Below are 11,837 nucleotides of genomic sequence, written 5' to 3'. Positions count from 1 at the left end.
ATGGAGATCGGTCAAAAAGTCACCCTCAGCTCCGCAAACCCGGCAGGCCTTCCCCTGGTGGACGGCCAGGCGGCCTGGGTGCTGCCAGCGCGCCCCGAACCGCTGTACCTGCACCCCTCCAACACGGCGCTGATCGTGGTGGACATGCAGAACGCCTATGCCTCGGTGGGGGGCTATGTGGATTCGGCAGGCTTCGACATTTCCGGTGCCCAAGGCGTGATTGCAAGGATCGCCACGGCCATCGACGCCGCCCGCGCCGCCGGCGTGACGGTGGTGTATCTGCAGAACGGCTGGGACAACCGGTACGTAGAAGCAGGCGGGCCAGGTTCGCCGAACTGGCACAAATCCAACGCCCTGAAAACCATGCGCAAGTTCCCCGAGCTTCATGGGCAGTTCCTGGCCAAGGGCGGCTGGGATTATGAACTGGTAGAAGCCCTTGCTCCCCAGGAGGGCGACATCGTTGTGCCAAAAACCCGTTACAGCGGTTTCTTCAACAGCACCCTGGACAGCACCCTGCGGGCGCGGGGCATCAAGAACCTGGTGTTCACCGGCATCGCCACCAACGTGTGCGTGGAGTCGACCCTGCGCGATGCCTTCCACCTCGAATACTTCGGCGTGATGCTTGAGGACGCGACCCACGAGCTGGGGGGCGCGGCCATACAGGCCGGGTCGGTCTACAACATCGAAACCTTCTTCGGTTGGGTGTCCAGCGTCGAAGCCTTCGTCAACCTCGTGCGCAACCAACGATAAACAGGGGAACCGCCATGCCGAAACAAGCCATTATCCCACCGGGCACCGCTACCCCGATCGGCCCCTTCGTACCAGGTACCACCGCGGACGGTATCGTGTATGTTGCTGGCACCTTGCCGTTCGACAGTAACAACAACGTCGTTCATGTGGGCGATGCCGGTGCGCAGACGCGCCACGTGCTGGAAACTATCAAAAGCGTGATCGAAGCGGCCGGGGGAACCATGGAGGACGTGACCTTCAACCATGTGTTCCTCAAGCATTGGGAAGATTACGCGGCCATCAACGCTGTGTACGCCGAGTACTTCCCGGGCGAGAAGCCGGCGCGGTATTGCGTACAAGTGGGCTTGGTCAAGCCAGACGCCCTAGTGGAAATCGCCAGCGTGGCCCATACCGGCAAACGCCCATGACGGCCGGGCTGTATACCGAGGTGCATGGTGAGCCTGGTGCCGAAACCGTGCTGCTGTCTTCGGGCCTCGGTGGTTCGGCGGGGTACTGGGGCCCGCAGGTGCCTGCACTGCTGGAGGCTGGCTACCGGGTGATCACCTACGATCAACGCGGCACCGGTCGTAGCCGCCAGCCATTGCCGGCGGATTACCGCATCGAGCACATGGCAGACGATGTGATCGGCATCCTGGACAGTGAAGGGGTGTCGCGCTGCCACATCGTGGGTCATGCCCTTGGCGGGCTGGTGGGCCTGCAATTGGCACTGGACCAGCCCGGGCGAATTTCGAGCCTGGCGCTGATCAACGCCTGGGCGTCGCCCAACCCTCATTCAGCGCGGTGCTTCGAGGCACGCCTGGCATTGCTCGACCATGTGGGCCCGCGTGCCTATGTGGAAGCGCAGCCGATTTTTCTGTACCCGGCGAGCTGGGCGGCGGCCCACGCCGAACGCGTGCAGGCGGAGGTCGACCATGCCTTTGAGCACTTCCCGGGCGCCGACACCATGAAGGCGCGCATTGGTGCCTTGCGCCGCTTCGATGTGAGCCAGCGCCTGGCCGAGCTGAGCCTTCCGGTGTTCGTGTCCAGCGCACTGGACGATGTGTTGGTGCCGGCCACTTGCTCCGTTCGGCTGAGCCAAGCCATCGCCGGCAGTACCGCGCACGTGCTGCCTCACGGTGGCCATGCCCACAACATCACCACCTCCGACGCGTTCAATGAGTCGCTGCTGGCTTTCCTGGGCAATCAACGCTAGGGCTTTCAAATCCCGTTTTCGATGGAGAGAACCTATGTACGTATCGAACGCCGAGCCTGTATTGCCCACCGTTGACAAGGCTGAGTTCCGCGATGCAATGGCGCGGCTCGGGGCTGCGGTAAATGTGATCACCACGAACGGGCCTGGCGGGCTCGCTGGCTTTACGGCCTCGGCGGTGTGCAGCGTGACCGATCAGCCGCCTACCTTGCTGGTGTGCCTGAACCGAGGCGCGTCTGTGTATGAGGCCTTTCGGGAGAACGGCGTGCTATGTGTGAACGTGCTGGGGGCAGGGCATCAGCATATTTCAAACTGCTTCGGTGGCAAGACAGCGATGGCGGAGCGGTTTGCGGCGGTGAGCTGGGTGCCGGGTACCTCGGGCTGCCCGGTGCTGGAGGGTGCAAGCGTGTCCTTCGAATGTAGGCTGCGGCAACGCACCGAAGTCGGCACCCACGACGTCATGTTCTGCGAGGTGATGGCTATTCACACCAGCGACATTGTCGGCAGCCTTATCTACTTCAATCGGGCCTATCACGAACTGTCGGCGATGCTGTAGCGAAGCTCCCCGTTTGGTTACCTGTGCCGCTTGATATTTTTAACGGCCAGTGCCAGTTTTGGTCGGTAGCCGTTCGCGGCACTGACCATAACAAGGAATGCGCGATGTTGATCGATGGCCCGCTGGCGGGTGTGGACGAAGTCGAATGCGTGACGCCGGATTTGAACGGCGTACCTCGCGGCAAGGTAATGACGGCCGCCGGGTTTGCCGAAGGGCGCCGGCTGCAACTGGCCAGGGGGGTACTGCTGCAGTGCATCATGGGCGGCTATCCGCCAGCGAAGTTCTACGGCAGCGATGACGGCGACCTTGCCTTGGTGCCCGACCCCGCGCACCTCTACCGGCTACCCTGGAGCGACCACCCTCGTGCGTTCGCCATCTGTGACGCCAACGAACTGGAGGGTGGCGGCTCCTCGCTGTCCACGCGTGCGCTGCTCAAGCGGGTCATCGCCAACTACGCGGCCCGAGGCCTGGCCCCCGTCGTGGCGACGGAGCTGGAGTTTTACCTGTTCGCCGCCAACGCCGACCCCTCGCAGCCGTTCCAGCCACCGGTAGGCCTGGACGGCCGGCGCGAGGACGGGCACTCGGCATTCAGCGTTTCATCCAACAACGGTTTGCGGCCGTTCTGGAATGAGGTTTACCGTTGCATGGCGGCCCTTGGCCTGCCGCGCGACACCTTCATGCACGAGATGGGCGTGAGCCAGTTCGAGATCAACCTGCTGCATGGCGATCCGCTGCTGCTTGCCGACCAGACCTTCCTGTTCAAGCACCTGCTCAAGGAAGTCGCCCTCAAGCACGGGCTGATCGCGGTGTGCATGGCCAAGCCTCTGGCGGGCGTACCGGGCAGTTCGATGCATATTCACCAGAGCGTGGTCAGTGTGGGCAGCGGGCGAAATGTGTTCAGCGCCGAAAGCGGCGAACCCACCGCCACCTTCCGTCACTTCATCGGTGGCCAGCAGGCGGCGCTGGGGGAATTCACCGCACTGTTCGCGCCGAACGTGAACGCCTATCAGCGGCTGTTCCATCCCTATGCCTCCCCTAACAATGCGTGCTGGTCGGAAGACAATCGTGCCGCCGGCCTGCGCATTCCCGCCAGCGGCCCCGAGGCCCGGCGCGTGGAGAACCGCCTGCCAGGCGCAGATGCCAACCCCTACCTGGCCATCGCTGCCAGCCTGGCTGCCGGCCTGTACGGGATCGAGCATGAATTGGAGCCCACGCCACCCATCCAGGGCGCGTTCGAGGTGCCGGAAAATCTTGCGCTGGCCTGTACCCTCGACAGCGCCCTGAAGCGTCTGAAAGGCAGCAGGCTGGCGGTGGAACTGTTCGGGCAAGAGTTCATCGAAGGCTACATCGCGACCAAGACCATGGAGCTCACCAGTTTCATGGATGAGATCACGCCTTGGGAACGCCGGGTGCTGGCCACGCAAGCCTGATCGAAGGGCCCCTGGCGGTCGCCGGGGGCCGCCGTTTCGCCTGCTGTTTTAGCCTCGCCTCATCTGTTCGGGAGCTGCAAGCGTCAATGCGTCAGATCTGGAAAAACTTTCGTGGCCTTTATTTCGCCTCTCTGATGATGTTGATCGGCTCGGGCTTGCTCAGTACGTACCTCGCGCTGCGCCTCGCCGCCGATCAGGTGGATGGCCTGTGGGTGGGCGCCCTGATGGCGGCGTACTATTTCGGCCTTGTGCTCGGCGGCAAGATCGGCCACCGGTTGATTGCGCGCGTTGGCCACATACGCGCCTACACCGCGTGTGCGGGGATCGTGACCGCGGCGGTGCTCGGGCATGGGCTGGTCGGCTACCTGCCGGCCTGGCTGGTGCTGCGGCTGGTCGTAGGGCTAGGCATGATGTGCCAGTACATGGTGATCGAGAGCTGGCTCAACGAGCAGGCCGAGGCCAAGCAACGCGGAATGGTATTCAGCGGCTACATGATCGCGTCGTACCTGGGGCTGGTGCTGGGGCAACTGATCCTCGTGTGGCACTCCGAGTTGGGGCTGGAGCTTCTGATGATGGTTGCGCTGTGCTTTGCGCTCTGCCTCGTGCCCGTGGCGCTGACCCGGCGCCTCCACCCGGACGCGCTTCACCCGGTACCCATGGACCCGCGCTTTTTCATGCAGCGCGTGCCCCAGTCTCTGACTACTGTGCTGTGCGCTGGCCTGATCATCGGTTCGTTCTACGGCCTTGCGCCCTTGTACGCAGCGGGGCAGGGGCTGAGCACCGAGGCGGTGGGCCTGTTCATGGGCTGCTGCGTGTTCGCCGGGCTGGTGGTGCAATGGCCGCTGGGCTGGCTGTCGGACCGTTACGATCGAGCGCTGCTGATCCGCGTGATCGCCATGGTGCTGTGCGTGCTGGCGCTGGTAATGGCACTTGCTCCGAGGCTGTTCCATGTGCCCATGGAGGCGCTCTTCTTCGGCGGCTTCGGGGTGTCGCTGTTGCAATTCTGCCTCTATCCCCTGGCCGTGGCGTTTTCCAATGACCACGTGGAAAGCGAGCGCCGGGTGTCACTGACCGCCATGCTGCTGGTGACCTATGGCGTGGGCGCCAGCATCGGCCCGCTGGCCGCAGGCGTGCTGATGAAGCTGTACGGGAGTGACACCCTGTACGGGTTCTTCTCGTTCTTTGCACTGGTGCTGGTATGGCGCATACGGCCCAAGGCGGTCACCAACCTGCACCAGGTCGAGGATGCGCCCCTGCATCACATTGCCATGCCTGACAACATGACCAGCTCACCTCTGGTCGCCGCCCTCGATCCACGCGTGGACGAGCAGGTGGTGGACGACCAGATGAAGGATCATTGACGCCGCATTGGAGCGGGGGCAGCGGTAGCAGCACGCCTTGGCGGCGACGGCCTGGCAGGGCCGCAAGCTGCGTCAGCTCCAACAGGGGTGCTTAGAAATCATCCTTGTCGAACTGCCGCGCTTCGCGCTGCAGCTGATGGACGAAGCGCTCTACGTTGCGCTGTACCAGGCCGCTCATGTTGTGAAAGCGAACCCCGGCGAAGGTGGTGTCGAGGCGCTCCTCGAAATGTAGGTAGCGCAGTTCAACCGGTGCGGTGATGGCGCCGAAGGGCAGGGCGGCGGCGAATTTCTCGTACACCTGGCCCAGCTGCAACTGCTGGGTGATGTTGCCTTCGAAGCGCAGCTTGCAGCCGGTTGCCGACACGTCCAGCAGCTTGCCGCGTACCGCTTTCGCAACCTTGCTGCCAGCCACTTCAACGTCTACCAATTGAGATAGCTTGAGCGCGGCGCGGAAGGCGTTACGCCGCTGGTGATAGATCACTTCGCTGGGCAATGCGCCGTGGTAGCTGCGGCCATTGTCGTTATCCACCACCTTGAACGGCCCGTTGCACTCCCAGGCAATGCGCACGCCGTCATGAAAGCCTTCTACCCGAAAATGTTCGCCATTGCTCAGGAAGCGCTCGCCATCGCGCGGTATCAGCTCATCGAAGGCCAGGGTTCCGCTATCACGGTCAACGTCTACCACGTAGCTCTGAAAACGTTGCTGGCGCTCGGTAAAGGTCACGATGAGCGGGTCATGCCCGTCCATCAGCGACTTCACGTTCGCGATGATTTCCAGTGGCGTGGTGAGAACCTTTGGCGGCTGCGGTGCATCGTCCGCACTCGAGGCGTTGAACACGATGATCGGGTCTCCAGGCAAAAAACGAAACGGGCGAACAGTACGGCATTGTGCCATCACTGTACGCCCGGGGATACTAAATCCTCAGGCCTGGCTGAAGGCTCGCACTGTCGCCAACCGGGCGGTAGCACCGCGCGCAGTGTACAGCGAAGGCGCTTCACCGCCGCTTAGAATCCGCAGCTGATTCGCGGTGGCAAATTGCTGAAGCTGAATAGCCCGGCCGTTCTGCTCGTTGATGGTCTGACACTCGGCCAGGATAGCGGCCAGGTGCTCCCCGCGCTCCACCAGCACCTTGCCCAGCACCGACACCTGCGCCAGTTGCGCCAGGCCTTCGGCATCTGGCGACAGCCCCATGGAGGCAAGCAATTCGCTGCGCCGACGGCCGTGCTGGCCCAACTGCACGATCAATGACTGCTTGTGAGCCAGGATGTTTTCCAGCAGCACCATGTCACGGCCCCGCAGCGCGGTGTACTCCTCGCGCAGCAATGCCAGAAGGTGTTCTGCGGGCGCTATGTCGTCTTCAATCAACTGCAATAAGGTCGTGTCGTGCATGGCGGGTCCCGATGGTCACTGCGCCGGGTAAAACTTGAGCCGCTTGAGCGACGGCTCAGGATTCGAAGGAAAGCATCTTGCTGGCAATACTTTTGCTGTCGACCTGGTAAGTGCCGTCAGCGATCTGCTGCTTGAGTTCGGCAACGCGGCTGGCATTGACCGGCGCATCGGTACCGAGGCTCTCGGTGACCTTTTTCATGTGCTGGGCAACATCGCTCAGTTGTACGGATTCACCGGCCTGGCTGGTTTCCTTGACGCTTTTGACGTCGTCTACTGCCCCGACTGGCTTGCTGCTGGTGGTACGAGCAGTGCCCGAGACTTGAGTGGAGCCGGTAACGCTCCGGAAATCGATGACCATGATAAGAAACCCCTTGGTATTTGGACGCTTGCCTTGTTTTCGACCATGAGCGGAGAAACTTTAGGGTATTTTTTCGAAAACACCCCAACGGCAAGGTTCATGCGCCAAGTGTAGGAAAATCAGGCCCGCGCCGCCAGAGCGGCTCGTCTTTACATGGAAACTTCCACCTGGGCGGGCCCGGTTACCCGTGCTTTTACCACCCGTTGGGAATTGAGGTTACGTACGCGGATCTGCTCGTTCATGCCGCCATTGCTGAGCGCTTCGCCGGGCATCCTTACCGCCAGCGTGCCGGCGCGCGCGGTAATCACTACCTGGTCGCCCTTGCGGATCACCTCCGGCTGTTCGATCTGTACGGGTGCAATCACCTGATCCATGACCGTCGGTCGGACCACCCGCTGGCCGATCGCTTGGTCCAGCGATGGCAGGAAGCCCTGGTTCAACTGGCCGACATCACGTTCCTTGAGCGCCACGTCGCCGTCGGCGATCACCGTATCGCGTTTCAAAGGCCGGGTGGCCACTACCACCTCGCGGTAGAGCTTGACGGTCGCTGGCACGAAGACGGTCCACGGAGAGCCACCTTCACAGCGCACCCGCACGGTCACGCGCCCCAATGGAATGGCGGGGCTTTCCAGCCGGGCAGTCAGCTCTCGATCGCATTGAGGCATACGCAGGCGAGGGTCCAGGTTCGCCACTTCGATCTCGTAGCGGCCGTCGGTCTGGCTGGTCGCTAAATAATCTTCAACGGTGAACTCAAGAAACCCCTGCGTCACACCGATAAGCTGTTCAGGCGCTGTGATGTCATCGGCAAGCAGGCGCCCTGACCCAAGCAGACACATGGTGGCGAACAACCCGTAGAGGGTCGCGATCAGATGTCGTGAATATGGCGTTTTCTCGTTCATGGCTATGCTTGAGCAAGCGACGTGCCAGAAATGCCGCTTGCTCGCACAGAACGAGGCTCCGCGGAGCCGACAGTACAAGGTGGAGGTTTAACATGGCTGGTGTGATGGATTCAGTAAACCAGCGCACGCAACTGGTAGGGCAGAACCGCCTTGAACTGTTGTTGTTCCGTTTGAACGGCAAGCAGTTGTACGGCATCAATGTCTTCAAGGTTCGCGAGGTGCTGCAATGTCCGAAGTTGACCGTGATGCCCAAGTCCAGCCCGGTCGTGCGGGGCGTGGCCAACATTCGTGGCGCCACTATTCCGATTCTTGACCTGTCGATGGCCACGGGCTCGCGCTCGCTGGAAGTGGCACAGGACCCCTTCGTGATCATCACGGAGTACAACACCAAGATTCAGGGTTTCCTGGTTCATTCGGTGGAACGCATCGTCAACATGAACTGGGAGGCGATTCATCCGCCACCCAAGGGCACCGGCCGTGATCATTACCTCACGGCGGTTACGCGGGTAGATAACCAGCTGGTGGAAATCATCGACGTGGAGAAGATCCTCGCCGAAGTGTCTCCGGTATCCGAAGCGATCAGCAGCGGCGTGATCACCGCGGGAGTGCAGGAAAAGGCGACCACCCTGCGCGTGCTGACCGTGGATGATTCCTCGGTGGCCCGCAAGCAGGTGAGCCGCTGCCTCGAGACGGTAGGGGTGGAAGTGGTCGCGCTCAACGATGGGCGCCAGGCACTGGAGTACCTCAAGGCAATGGTGGCCGAGGGCAAGGACCCGAACGAGGAATTCCTGATGCTCATTTCTGACATCGAGATGCCGGAAATGGATGGCTACACTCTTACGGCGGAGATCCGTAGCGATCCCCGCTTGCAGAAACTGCACATCGTGTTGCACACCTCGCTGTCGGGCGTGTTCAACCAGGCCATGGTGAAAAAAGTCGGCGCGGACGACTTCCTGGCCAAATTCCGCCCGGACGATCTCGCGTCCCGGGTGGTCGAACGTATCAATGCAAAAGGTTGACCGGGCCCCGGCGCGGCAAAGAATGAACAACTTGAGAGGCGGCAGCTTTGGCTACGGCAAATTCGGATTTTGAGCAGTTCCGGGGGTTCCTGGAAAAAGCCTGTGGCATCGTGCTGGGCGAAAACAAGCAGTACCTGGTGTCCAGCCGCCTCAACAAGCTCATGGAGCAACAAGGCATCAAAAGCCTGGGTGAACTGGTGCAGCGCATCCAGACCCAGCCCAGGGGCGGCCTGCGTGAGCAGGTAGTGGATGCCATGACCACCAACGAAACCCTGTGGTTTCGCGACACCTACCCCTTCGAGGTCATGAAAAACAAGGTGCTCCCGGAGCTGGTGAAGGCCAACCCCGGCCAGCGCCTGCGCATCTGGTCGGCGGCCTGTTCGTCGGGGCAGGAACCCTATTCGCTGTCCATGACGGTAGAGGAGTTCACCCAGGCCAACCCCGGTCAGCTCAAAGGTGGGGTGCAGATCACCGCCACGGACTTGTCGCCGTCGATGCTCATCAACTGCAAAAGCGGCGAATACGACAGCCTGGCCATCGGCCGCGGCTTGTCCCCGGAACGCCTGCAGCGCTACTTCGATGTAAAGCCCGGCAACCGCTGGGCCGTGAAGGCGCCGATCCGCAGTCGCATCGACTTCCGCCCGATCAACCTGCTTGAAAGCTACATGTCGCTGGGCAAGTTCGACGTGGTGTTCTGCCGCAACGTGCTGATCTATTTCTCGGCGGAGGTAAAGAAGGACATCCTCTCGCGCATCCACGGCACGCTGAAGCCAGGCGGGTACCTGTTCCTTGGCGCATCCGAAGCCCTCAATGGGTTGCCGGACAAGTACAAGATGGTCCAGTGCAGCCCGGGCATCATTTACCAGGCGATCTGATTGCCGCTGCGCCGCCGGAATTCCACCGGCGGCGTTTTTACTTTCTCAGCATCCGGTCGGGCAACTGTTCCTGTAGGGAGCGACAGGGCCGGCCATCCGGCGAAGCTCGCGAATCAGGTCCTTTCGCGAGCTTCGCCCGCTTCCTACAAGAATGTTTTGATCGCCTTCCCCCGTCGCCCCCTGTTGGTCCCCCTCTTGCAACTCTCCCCTCAACGGCAGCTTTTCTGACGCCGACCTTGCCGCTTTGCCGCTTGCCACCGGAAACAACTTGCCGCTTTTCTGGCGACAAATTTCAGCCTTGGCGGCGTAACCCTTCTAAAACAAGGGGTTAGAAAGTTGGCACAGCAGTTGCTATATCTCGATCAGCACACAAAGTTTCGTCGCAGAGGTACCAACCATGGGCATCAGTTTCGACAAGGCACTCGGCATTCATGAGCAGGCGCTGAATTTCCGCGCCCAGCGCGCCGAGGTATTGGCCAACAACCTGGCCAACGCCGATACGCCTAACTACAAGGCACGCGACCTGGACTTCTCTTCGGTTCTGGCGGCTCAAGCCGACAAGACCCAGAACGGCAGCTTTGGCTTGGAGCGTACGAACAGCATGCACATCGATGCCGAGGGCCTGGGCAACGACGACGGTACCTTGCAGTACCGCGTACCTACCCAGCCTTCCCTGGATCAGAACACCGTGGACGCGCAGATCGAAAACGCGAACTACGCCAAGAACGCAGTGGACTTCCAGGCAAGCTTCACCTTGCTGAACAACAAATTCAAAGGCCTGGTCACGGCCATCAAAGGAGAGTAATCGATGTCTCTTTCCAGCGTATTCAACATTGCCGGCACCGGCATGAGCGCCCAGACCACTCGCCTCAACACCGTGGCCAGCAACATCGCCAACGCCGAGACCGTGTCGTCCAGCGTCGACCAGACCTACCGTGCTCGCCACCCGGTGTTCGCCACCGTGATGTCCGAGCAGGCCGGCGGCACCAGCGGCAGCAGTTCGCTGTTCGAAGACCAGGGCGAAGCAGGGCAGGGCGTGCAGGTGTCCGGGATCGTCGAAGACCAGAGCAACCTCGAACCACGCTACGAACCGAACAACCCAGCGGCGAACAAGGACGGGTATGTGTACTACCCGAACGTGAACGTCGTTGAAGAAATGGCAGACATGATCTCCGCCAGCCGGTCTTTCCAGACCAACGCCGAGATCATGAACACCGCTAAAACCATGATGCAGAAAGTACTGACGCTGGGTCAGTAAGCCAAGGGATAAACCATGACTACCACCACTGACAGCACCAGCGCCTCGATCCTGTCGCAATACGCGGTTTCGGGCACCACCGGCACGTCGTCCACTTCGTCCTCGTCGTCCAGCTCCACCACGGGCACCGAGACCATGGGCAAGGACACGTTCCTGCAACTGCTCGTGACCCAGATGAAGAACCAGAACCCGCTCGACCCTCAGGACAACTCTGAGTTCGTGGCGCAGTTGGCACAGTTCAGTAGCGTTGAAGGCATCAACAACCTCAACGATACCGTGTCTGGCCTGGCCACCAACTACACCTCGAGCCAGGCGCTGCAAGCGTCGGCTCTGGTAGGGCACTCGGTGCTGGCGCAAACCAGCAGCACCACCGTAGACACCAGCACCGGCCTGACCGGGCAGTTCGACCTGGCTTCGGCCAGTACCGACGCCACCGTCAAGGTTTACGACGCCAGCGGCAACCTGGTGAAGAACATCGACCTGGGCTCGCAAGCCGCAGGCACCGTCAGCTTCAACTGGGATGGCACCAGCAACGATGGCACTGTCCTTCCGTCCGGCACCTACAAATTTGTGGCCAGCGCCGCAGTAGATGGCAGCGAAGTTGCACAGACCACGTACCTGCCTTCCACCGTCACAAGTGTGACGGTCGGCAGTACCTCGGGTGACATGACCCTTAAATTGTCTGACGGCTCTAGCGTAGCGCTGTCGAACGTCAAAACCATCGGATCGTAAGCCGGCTTATCGGCACTGGA

At 61.4% G+C, this 11,837-nt stretch carries 15 protein-coding genes; 11 read left to right on the top strand and 4 right to left on the bottom strand.

The genetic code is table 11. The annotated features are described in order from the left end of the window. The 6 genes from rutB to AC3Z8Y_RS16685 all read left to right on the top strand — a co-directional run bounded on the left by rutB (position 1) and on the right by AC3Z8Y_RS16685 (position 5,286). A complete protein-coding gene (gene rutB / locus AC3Z8Y_RS16710) occupies positions 1-750 on the top strand; it encodes a pyrimidine utilization protein B (RefSeq protein WP_490086780.1) in 750 nt (249 codons plus the stop codon). Between the two features lie 14 nt (positions 751-764). After that, a complete protein-coding gene (gene rutC, locus AC3Z8Y_RS16705; protein WP_181111727.1) occupies positions 765-1,157 on the top strand; it encodes a pyrimidine utilization protein C in 393 nt (130 codons plus the stop codon). Then, on the top strand, positions 1,154-1,942 hold the full coding sequence (gene rutD / locus AC3Z8Y_RS16700; RefSeq protein WP_490086779.1) for a pyrimidine utilization protein D: 789 nt from the start codon (positions 1,154-1,156) through the stop codon (positions 1,940-1,942). The genes rutC and rutD overlap by 4 nt, the downstream gene beginning before the upstream one ends. 34 nt (positions 1,943-1,976) lie before the next feature. Further along, the gene (locus AC3Z8Y_RS16695; protein WP_490086778.1) at positions 1,977-2,495 is read left to right on the top strand and encodes a flavin reductase; all 519 of its coding nucleotides are present in this window, start codon (positions 1,977-1,979) and stop codon (positions 2,493-2,495) included. A gap of 188 nt (positions 2,496-2,683) precedes the next feature. Then, positions 2,684-3,925, top strand: a complete 1,242-nt coding sequence (locus AC3Z8Y_RS16690; protein ID WP_490090023.1) for a glutamine synthetase family protein — start codon at positions 2,684-2,686, stop codon at positions 3,923-3,925. A gap of 86 nt (positions 3,926-4,011) precedes the next feature. Continuing rightward, a complete protein-coding gene (locus AC3Z8Y_RS16685; RefSeq protein WP_490086777.1) occupies positions 4,012-5,286 on the top strand; it encodes an MFS transporter in 1,275 nt (424 codons plus the stop codon). Between the two features lie 91 nt (positions 5,287-5,377). Here the strand turns inward: AC3Z8Y_RS16685 and AC3Z8Y_RS16680 are convergent, their stop codons facing one another. From AC3Z8Y_RS16680 to flgA, 4 genes are all read right to left on the bottom strand, one after another. Further along, positions 5,378-6,124: a flagellar brake protein gene (locus AC3Z8Y_RS16680; protein ID WP_490090022.1), complete on the bottom strand. Its 747-nt coding sequence runs from the start codon at positions 6,122-6,124 to the stop codon at positions 5,378-5,380. Positions 6,125-6,208: 84 nt separating this feature from the next. Further along, complete coding sequence (locus AC3Z8Y_RS16675; protein ID WP_490086776.1) at positions 6,209-6,676, bottom strand: flagella synthesis protein FlgN; 468 nt, start codon at positions 6,674-6,676, stop codon at positions 6,209-6,211. Positions 6,677-6,731: 55 nt separating this feature from the next. Then, entirely contained in the window at positions 6,732-7,034 is a 303-nt protein-coding gene (flgM, locus tag AC3Z8Y_RS16670) for a flagellar biosynthesis anti-sigma factor FlgM (protein ID WP_490086775.1), read from the bottom strand. Between the two features lie 149 nt (positions 7,035-7,183). Next, positions 7,184-7,933: a flagellar basal body P-ring formation chaperone FlgA gene (gene flgA / locus AC3Z8Y_RS16665; RefSeq protein ID WP_490086774.1), complete on the bottom strand. Its 750-nt coding sequence runs from the start codon at positions 7,931-7,933 to the stop codon at positions 7,184-7,186. Between the two features lie 92 nt (positions 7,934-8,025). Between flgA and AC3Z8Y_RS16660 the strand changes: the two genes are divergently transcribed. The 5 genes from AC3Z8Y_RS16660 to flgD all read left to right on the top strand — a co-directional run bounded on the left by AC3Z8Y_RS16660 (position 8,026) and on the right by flgD (position 11,817). Beyond that, positions 8,026-8,952: a chemotaxis protein CheV gene (locus AC3Z8Y_RS16660; protein WP_225772720.1), complete on the top strand. Its 927-nt coding sequence runs from the start codon at positions 8,026-8,028 to the stop codon at positions 8,950-8,952. Positions 8,953-8,999: 47 nt separating this feature from the next. Then, positions 9,000-9,827 carry a protein-glutamate O-methyltransferase CheR gene (gene cheR / locus AC3Z8Y_RS16655; protein WP_490086773.1) on the top strand — a complete coding sequence of 276 codons (828 nt, stop codon included), beginning with the start codon at positions 9,000-9,002 and terminating at the stop codon, positions 9,825-9,827. Positions 9,828-10,224: 397 nt separating this feature from the next. After that, a complete protein-coding gene (gene flgB, locus AC3Z8Y_RS16650; protein WP_490086772.1) occupies positions 10,225-10,632 on the top strand; it encodes a flagellar basal body rod protein FlgB in 408 nt (135 codons plus the stop codon). A 3-nt stretch (positions 10,633-10,635) separates the two neighbouring features. After that, entirely contained in the window at positions 10,636-11,085 is a 450-nt protein-coding gene (gene flgC, locus AC3Z8Y_RS16645; RefSeq protein WP_490086771.1) for a flagellar basal body rod protein FlgC, read from the top strand. Positions 11,086-11,100: 15 nt separating this feature from the next. Continuing rightward, on the top strand, positions 11,101-11,817 hold the full coding sequence (flgD, locus tag AC3Z8Y_RS16640; protein WP_181111739.1) for a flagellar hook assembly protein FlgD: 717 nt from the start codon (positions 11,101-11,103) through the stop codon (positions 11,815-11,817). The last annotated feature ends 20 nt before the right edge of the window (positions 11,818-11,837 follow it).

The sequence above is a fragment of the Pseudomonas sp. 3MAES_34.3B genome (genome assembly GCF_058145875.1).
This window is presented reverse-complemented; position numbering and strand designations above follow the sequence as displayed.

Bases quoted from the DNA above. Each gene is read 5' to 3' on its own strand.
- flgA (WP_490086774.1), bottom strand. From the start codon at position 7,933: ATGAACGAGAAAACGCCATATTCACGACATCTGATCGCGACCCTCTAC.
- AC3Z8Y_RS16685 (WP_490086777.1), top strand. From the start codon at position 4,012: ATGCGTCAGATCTGGAAAAACTTTCGTGGCCTTTATTTCGCCTCTCTG.
- rutC (WP_181111727.1), top strand. From the start codon at position 765: ATGCCGAAACAAGCCATTATCCCACCGGGCACCGCTACCCCGATCGGC.
- AC3Z8Y_RS16675 (WP_490086776.1), bottom strand. From the start codon at position 6,676: ATGCACGACACGACCTTATTGCAGTTGATTGAAGACGACATAGCGCCC.
- flgC (WP_490086771.1), top strand. From the start codon at position 10,636: ATGTCTCTTTCCAGCGTATTCAACATTGCCGGCACCGGCATGAGCGCC.
- flgB (WP_490086772.1), top strand. From the start codon at position 10,225: ATGGGCATCAGTTTCGACAAGGCACTCGGCATTCATGAGCAGGCGCTG.
- rutB (WP_490086780.1), top strand. From the start codon at position 1: ATGGAGATCGGTCAAAAAGTCACCCTCAGCTCCGCAAACCCGGCAGGC.
- AC3Z8Y_RS16690 (WP_490090023.1), top strand. From the start codon at position 2,684: ATGACGGCCGCCGGGTTTGCCGAAGGGCGCCGGCTGCAACTGGCCAGG.
- rutD (WP_490086779.1), top strand. From the start codon at position 1,154: ATGACGGCCGGGCTGTATACCGAGGTGCATGGTGAGCCTGGTGCCGAA.
- AC3Z8Y_RS16660 (WP_225772720.1), top strand. From the start codon at position 8,026: ATGGCTGGTGTGATGGATTCAGTAAACCAGCGCACGCAACTGGTAGGG.
- flgD (WP_181111739.1), top strand. From the start codon at position 11,101: ATGACTACCACCACTGACAGCACCAGCGCCTCGATCCTGTCGCAATAC.
- flgM (WP_490086775.1), bottom strand. From the start codon at position 7,034: ATGGTCATCGATTTCCGGAGCGTTACCGGCTCCACTCAAGTCTCGGGC.
- AC3Z8Y_RS16695 (WP_490086778.1), top strand. From the start codon at position 1,977: ATGTACGTATCGAACGCCGAGCCTGTATTGCCCACCGTTGACAAGGCT.